The 6,474-nt window shown below is 39.2% G+C and carries 6 protein-coding genes and 1 pseudogene; all 7 read right to left on the bottom strand.

The annotated features are described in order from the left end of the window. Window positions 1-118: 118 nt before the first annotated feature. Window positions 119-511, bottom strand: a complete 393-nt coding sequence (locus IM319_RS05280; RefSeq protein WP_287734915.1) for an SDR family NAD(P)-dependent oxidoreductase — start codon at window positions 509-511, stop codon at window positions 119-121. Continuing rightward, a complete protein-coding gene (locus tag IM319_RS05275) occupies window positions 508-1,176 on the bottom strand; it encodes a GAP family protein (RefSeq protein ID WP_287734914.1) in 669 nt (222 codons plus the stop codon). Before IM319_RS05275 ends, IM319_RS05280 begins: the two co-directional genes overlap by 4 nt. 10 nt (window positions 1,177-1,186) lie before the next feature. Beyond that, a complete protein-coding gene (locus IM319_RS05270; protein ID WP_287734913.1) occupies window positions 1,187-2,308 on the bottom strand; it encodes an amidinotransferase in 1,122 nt (373 codons plus the stop codon). Between the two features lie 94 nt (window positions 2,309-2,402). Continuing rightward, window positions 2,403-3,725, bottom strand: coding sequence for an aminotransferase class I/II-fold pyridoxal phosphate-dependent enzyme (locus IM319_RS05265; RefSeq protein WP_287734912.1), 1,323 nt, complete (start codon window positions 3,723-3,725; stop codon window positions 2,403-2,405). A gap of 18 nt (window positions 3,726-3,743) precedes the next feature. After that, the gene (locus IM319_RS05260; RefSeq protein WP_287734911.1) at window positions 3,744-5,942 is read right to left on the bottom strand and encodes an AMP-binding protein; all 2,199 of its coding nucleotides are present in this window, start codon (window positions 5,940-5,942) and stop codon (window positions 3,744-3,746) included. 175 nt (window positions 5,943-6,117) lie between these two features. After that, on the bottom strand, window positions 6,118-6,252 hold the full coding sequence (locus tag IM319_RS05255) for a hypothetical protein (protein WP_287734910.1): 135 nt from the start codon (window positions 6,250-6,252) through the stop codon (window positions 6,118-6,120). Between the two features lie 20 nt (window positions 6,253-6,272). Next, a pseudogene (locus tag IM319_RS05250) lies at window positions 6,273-6,474 on the bottom strand (IS5/IS1182 family transposase); the annotation flags it as partial.

The following is a 6,474-nucleotide window of genomic DNA, read 5'->3' as shown; positions in this document are numbered from 1 at the left end:
GGTCAACTACCTAATTTTCAGGGAAAAAGTACCTGAATTTTCCCCCTGATCACTCCCATGCCTGGTACTTTTTGATTGACAAAAAGTCTAAAAGTCTTACCCAACAAGGTTTTTAGATTTATTCAGCAGACCCTAAATAGCTCACCTCCATTTCTTGAGGGGCGAACTCGATTGGCAGGAGTTCTAAAGGCCCGTGAAACTCGTGACAGGCATTGTTAATAATACCCAACAATTTCAGATTTTTTTGGCTTAATACTTCTGCCACCTGAGTAGCGGCCGAGATAATGCTATCTTCTTTCGTAACATCAAGCAGGATCGGGGTTGTATTTCCCCCCGTTTCTTGTTGCAGTGATCGGGCTTTATCTAAATTTCTTAGTCCGGTAAAAACCCAAAACCCTTTTTCTGCAAGAATTTTTGCACAGACCCTACCAACTCCCGACGAACTGGCAGAAATAAACACCGCCCCTTTGATTTGATATCTCGAATTCTCAAATGAAGAAAGAGAAGTCATCTTAATTGTTTCACTCCCATAGTAAGAAAAAATACACCAAAAGCGATTAAAGATAAACTAATAGTGATATTCAGAATGAGGTAAAGCAACTTAAAATGTCTAGATAGCCATGTTTCTAAAGGCTTCTTCTGCCAGATTCCAGCCAAATTTAAAAGAATAATGGGCAAGGTATAAATCGTAGCATAAAGACCTAAGTAAAATGGTAAAAACACGAAAGGAGTTGCTAGTTTTCTGATTTCAATAATAGCCAGAATCAGTAGGAACGCTCCCGGTGTCTCCGCGAGGGTTGTCGCGCTACCAAAAGCTAAGAATTTGAGTTGATTTGCGTAATCTAAGGGGGGGAGAGAGTCCCACCTCCTTAGATTCGGAATTTCCTTTCTATGACACCAGCGATATAATCCATAAGCACTGACCACCCCTCCAACAAGAATTAACAGCCAGCCCCAGTTAACAGAAGATAGGTGTTGTCTCGATATTATCTCTTGCAGTTCACTTAATCCGAAGTAAAAAACGAATGATTGAATCAAAGTAGTCAAGAAAATACCATAGACGTAAGCCCAAACTCCCCGAGTCCCCCGATACAAAAATATCAGGATAGCGATGGCAATAGGGGTGGGATTGATGCTATCAATAAAAGCCAGCCACAAAATGGTCAAGGTAAGCATTGGATTAAGACTAGAAATAGGATTGTAGCGTCCCTCGACGACGGATATCCAAGGTAGCGCAGTGGAAAGAGCCACCGAAAGGCGCGTAATTCATGAAAGGGCAGGGAATTGGCTCAAATCCATGATCTTTGAGAAATCGAATCATCGTTTCTTGATTTTTTTCAATGATTACCCTTTTCTCGTCAAGCATTAATACATTCATGCTAATCCATAAACTACACATACTAGCATTGGCATTGAAAAAACCTCCTGTGACAATATCGGGTTTAGGAGCAATGAGAATATCCCAAGATTTAAAAATGTCTGGGATTTTAGCAACATCAATATAATCTGGGTTCACTAATAACTTTCCAGGAGCCAGAGGCATGAAACTAGAATCAATGTGCATCGGTTGTCGGCATTTACTTTCGACTCTATGAATATTAAATTTATCCCCAACATGGCGTTCTAGCCATTGAATTCCCATCTCATTTGTCACGTTACTTCTCGTAACAAAAATGTCCTTACCACAGCGAATAAAATCCGCCGCATCAAAGACAGGTTCGCATTCCGTGATTACGTAGCGAATCGGTTCCCCTTCTTGAGGTATCTGATAGTTGCGATCATAGAGTCGATCGGTTAACTTGGGTTTCGGTGCGGCAGTCCATCGTGCACCTTTTTGAAAATATTCAATTAATAATGTTTGGTAAGCGTGGAGTTCAAAATATCGAGAACGCCATGCCATCGGGGTTTCAATAATTTCGTCTCCCAATACTAACAAACCATCTCGCGGACAAGCAGTACATAACCCTTTTGATTTCCAATCGGGGGTTTTGTAGGTCACGCTAAAATCCATAACATCGGGACGACGGACGGTAACTCCTTCAGATTCTAAAATATGGATGAAATGTTCTAAATCCTTACTCGCTTCTTCTATTAAAAATTTTGGATAACGTCGGCTACCAAACAACATCAATATTTTTGATAAACTTTGAGGAATTGTGGCGTGAACACTAAGATGATTCGGAGGAAACACCGCATTATCTAAACTTCCAACGATTACCTCTTCTAAAGGATCCCATTCATTATAAGAGTTGACAGTGGCGTTAAGAGTTGAGCTTTTTTCTGCTTGTAAAGTATTGGCAATCATCATTTTTCTCCTTTTTGTTTTGTGAATCGGGGAAGTTACCCATTTTTTCTAGTTTTGTGATGGTAACTTAATTGACAGAAGTTGGATATTTTCGGCTTTAAAATTGATAGTGCTCTCGTGTTTTTTTGAGAGCTTCAACAAAAAGATTAATATCCTCATCAGTATGCTTATTGTTGATCATCAAGCGAATTAAAGCCTTGCCCCGCTCAACAGCAGGATAACGGAATATAGGAATACAATACCCCATGTCCAGTAAGTCTCGTCGTACTTGTTCAGCTACTTCATCCTGACCAATAATAATTGAAGTAATGTAAGAAGGTACATCATTGAGGTGAAAACCTAAATTAATTAGAGTTTCTCGCAATTGTAAACAGCGTTTTAGATAGTCATCCATAATTTTTGGATTTTTCTCCAAGTGCTGTATAATTTCCAGATTCGTAGCAGCCGTTGGTGGTTGCATAGTTGCTGTAAACAAGGAAGTACCAGAGAGAATCTCAAAAGATTTCACAAATTCTTTCGGTCCACTGATTGCTCCCCCTTCAATACCGACAGCTTTGGAGAAAGAAACCATGATAAAAGTAGCTCTGCGTAAAGCTTTGTACTCCTGATAGAAAGGTCGATTAGGAGTGCCATAAATCATAAATCCGTTAGCATCATCAACGTAAGATAAAGCTCCATAACGCTCACAGATTTCGATTAATTCACCAACAGGAGCTACACTGCCATCAGAAGAATATACTGTTTCAAAGACGACAATAACCCTCGATGATTTAATCTTCTTTAACACTTGCTCAAGAGAAGAAGGATCATTATGCTTAAAGGCAAATACTTGAGAACCAAACTTTCGGTTAGCAAGCGGATTCCATAAACTCCAGTGACAATCTCGATCTAAAACAAAAACAACATCCTCATTATCTATTGTGACAGTTGCATCAAAGCCAAAAGAACTGGTCATAGCATTAATAAAACCAATATTAGCTAAAGCTCCTGTCCCAAAGGTTAAAGTATAATCTTTTTGCCAAATTTCGTTCATCTTTTGTTCCAGTAAAAGATGGGGACGGGAAACTCCTTGAGTAAGACGAGATCCTCCCGTAGCTAAACCATATTGGCGGGTATTTTTACAAAAAATCTCAACGAATTGCTCTTCTTGTTGTAGTCCGAGAAAATTAATCCCTGATAAATTAATCATTTCCCGACCATCACGTTTAATGCGAGAGCCACTCATCCCGTCCATAACCGGAATACCATCACCAAGAAGAAATCCAGCTGCCTCAGCGTCATCGAGAAATTTTTCATTACCCCATTGGCTAGGATTTTTCGACGGAGACATATAGTCAGATTTTTCTGAAAGTAGTTGTTTCAAAAGATTGCGCTTTTGAGCAGATGAAAGCGAATTTAGAGTATCAATATTGGTAGTCATGATTCAATTGTCTCCTATCTATTTAGATAATATGGAACTGAGTAAAGCATCTACTTCTTCATCATTCATTTGGTCTATTTGTTCCGTAGACTTCCAGCGAGTCTCTGATATTTTGTTAGTCAAAAGTGCTGTTAAACCAGTAACACTAACACCTTCAATAAAATTATCTATAGGGATTTCAACTCCCCAGTTAGTGTTAAAGAGATTATTCAATTCAGCAGCTACCAAGGAATCAAATCCGATATTTTGTCGAATGTCTATGTTCTCATACGTCGTTTCCTTTAGTTCGGCGAATTTAGCAATTAACCACTGTTCAATGTCTTCATCAATGCGGAATAAGGATTGATTAGTGTTGCCCTCAGATGATTCTGATAATTGCGAAAAAGTTTTCAATTTTTCTAACAAATGATTAACATCTGATTCTAGTTTTATGAAGTCCTTTTTTTGAGATGGAATTTTACTCCAATCTCCAATCACATCAAGAGTTCCTGCGAGGAAAGCAGTCCGACAAGCTATTCGTTGAATTTTACCACTAGAGGTTTTAGGAATACTTGCTGTCTTAAGAAGTGCCACGGCATAAACATCTAGTTGATGTTCTTCGGCAACAGAGCTAATAATTTGCTGAATTACGACTGGATAGTCTAATTTACGCAGATAACTCCGCTCTACCTCTTGGACAACCACTAGCCTCTCTTGACCGGCTATTTCAATAGAAAAAGCAGCACCATAATCTTTTCGCAGCGCCGAGTTACTTTGTTGGACTGTGGCTTCAATATCTTGAGGATAATGATTACGTCCTTGAACAATAATTAAATCCTTGAGTCTTCCTGTGATAAATAACTCACCAGCTAGTAAAAATCCTAAATCTCCCGTCCGCAGAAATGGCCCAACCTGGGTATCAGCTAAATAAGCTTGGAAAGTTTCTTCTGTCTGTTCGGGTCGATTCCAATAACCCTGAGCTACACTATCACTAGATACCCAAATTTCTCCTATTTCCCCATCTCGACATTCAGTTAAAGATTCAGGATTCACAATTACAATTGTTTCTGATAACCAAGCGTGACCACAACCAACTAATAATTGAGCATTCGGGTGTTGAGAGTTAATAGTAACGGCATTATTTTCTAAAAGAGCTAATTTATCAACCGCTTCAATCACAGGAGATTGGCTTTTAATTCCCCCCGACACAAATAGAGTAGTTTCAGCCATCCCATAACAAGGATAAAATGCCTCTCTCTTAAAACCATAATCAGCGAAAGTATTAGCAAATTTTTCTAAGGTAGCTGCTCGAACAGGTTCGGCTCCATTAAAGGCCACATCCCAACAACTTAAATCCAGATTTTCTCGCTCTTGAGGTTTAATTTTAGAGGCACATAATTCGTAAGCAAAATTAGGACCACCACTACTGGTAGCTTTGTAGCGAGAAATAGCTTGTAACCATCGGAGCGGTTTTTGGATAAATGCTTCTGGAGGCATAATCACAGAAGGAAATCCGACGTATATGGGTTGTAATACGTGACCAATTAGTCCCATATCATGGAATAGTGGCAACCATCCTACACCAATAGTTTCGGTTGTATGTCTAAAGGCAGAAGCAATCAGTTTTTCATTATGAAGTAAATTTTTATGACTAACCATAACTCCTTTAGGCATACCTGTGGAACCGGAAGTATATTGTAGGAAAGCTATGTCCTCTAAAGAAAGATTCGGTTTTTGCCAGTTTTCTGCTTGCTTATCCGGGATGTTATTAGTAGCTAGGCAAGGTACTGTTACTAACTCAGGGTCACTCGAAAATTTTTCCTCAATAGTACTTAATAAGGATGTAGTAGTTAAGGCCAGTTTGGCTTGAGCATCTCTAGTTATTGCTCGCAGTCGAGAGAGCTTTTGATTACGTCGGGGAGGATAAACGGGAACTGCAATAACACCCGCATATAAACAGGCAAAGAAAGCAATGATAAATTCTTCCCCTGATGGATAGAGCAATAAAGCTCTGTCTCCCGGAGACATTTGTAACTGAAGTTGAGCCGCCAAAGCTTTTGCTTTTTGATCTAATTGCTGATAAGTCAGTCTGGCGGTTTCTGTTTCTCCATTAGCCAAAAAGATATAAGCTGTTTGCTCGGCTTGCTGCAATGCTCTATGGTTCAAAATATCTACAAAAGTAGAAATGTCCTGAAAAATTTCGCCTTGAGATTTTGACTCTACAGATAAACAAAGCATTTTTTCCTCTACAACTGATTTCTGAAGTTCTTTTAACTTAAAACCAATTATCGGCGAATTATTTTGGAACTACAACCTAAGTTTAGGAAGTTAAGAAAGAAGTTAAGGATAACGTAACCTAAGTTTAGGAAGTTAAGAAAGAAGTTAAGGATAACGTAACCGTTCAGGAGAGGTGTCAAGCCGCCAGTGGCATTGATTCTGTGGAAGGACTCTCTTGGGGCAGCAGAGAACGAGAAGCGCTGCCTTTCCTAGAGGCGCGAATCGCTTCGGTTATAAGTAGGGTTTGCGGCAAAAAGTTATTGAAAAGCACAGGTCTCTTAATCAATGATTTCACTTAGCTAAAAGCATAAGCTTTAGTTGTTGATTAATCTCTAAGCTATAATTTATTGTCATCATTGACCGAGAAAAAGTGCGGTTTTTCCATTTCAGACATAAAAAAGCCCAAAAAACCTGCCGAAGCAGGGTGGAAAGATTGATAACTAAAAAAGTAATAGCAATGGCTGTTTCCGATGTTGAGGGAAGTTTTGCCATC

The sequence above is a fragment of the Microcystis sp. M113S1 genome (assembly GCF_020246945.1).
Classification (GTDB): domain Bacteria; phylum Cyanobacteriota; class Cyanobacteriia; order Cyanobacteriales; family Microcystaceae; genus Microcystis.
The sequence above is the reverse complement of the archived record's forward strand: the minus strand, read 5'-3'. Positions and strand labels throughout refer to the sequence as shown.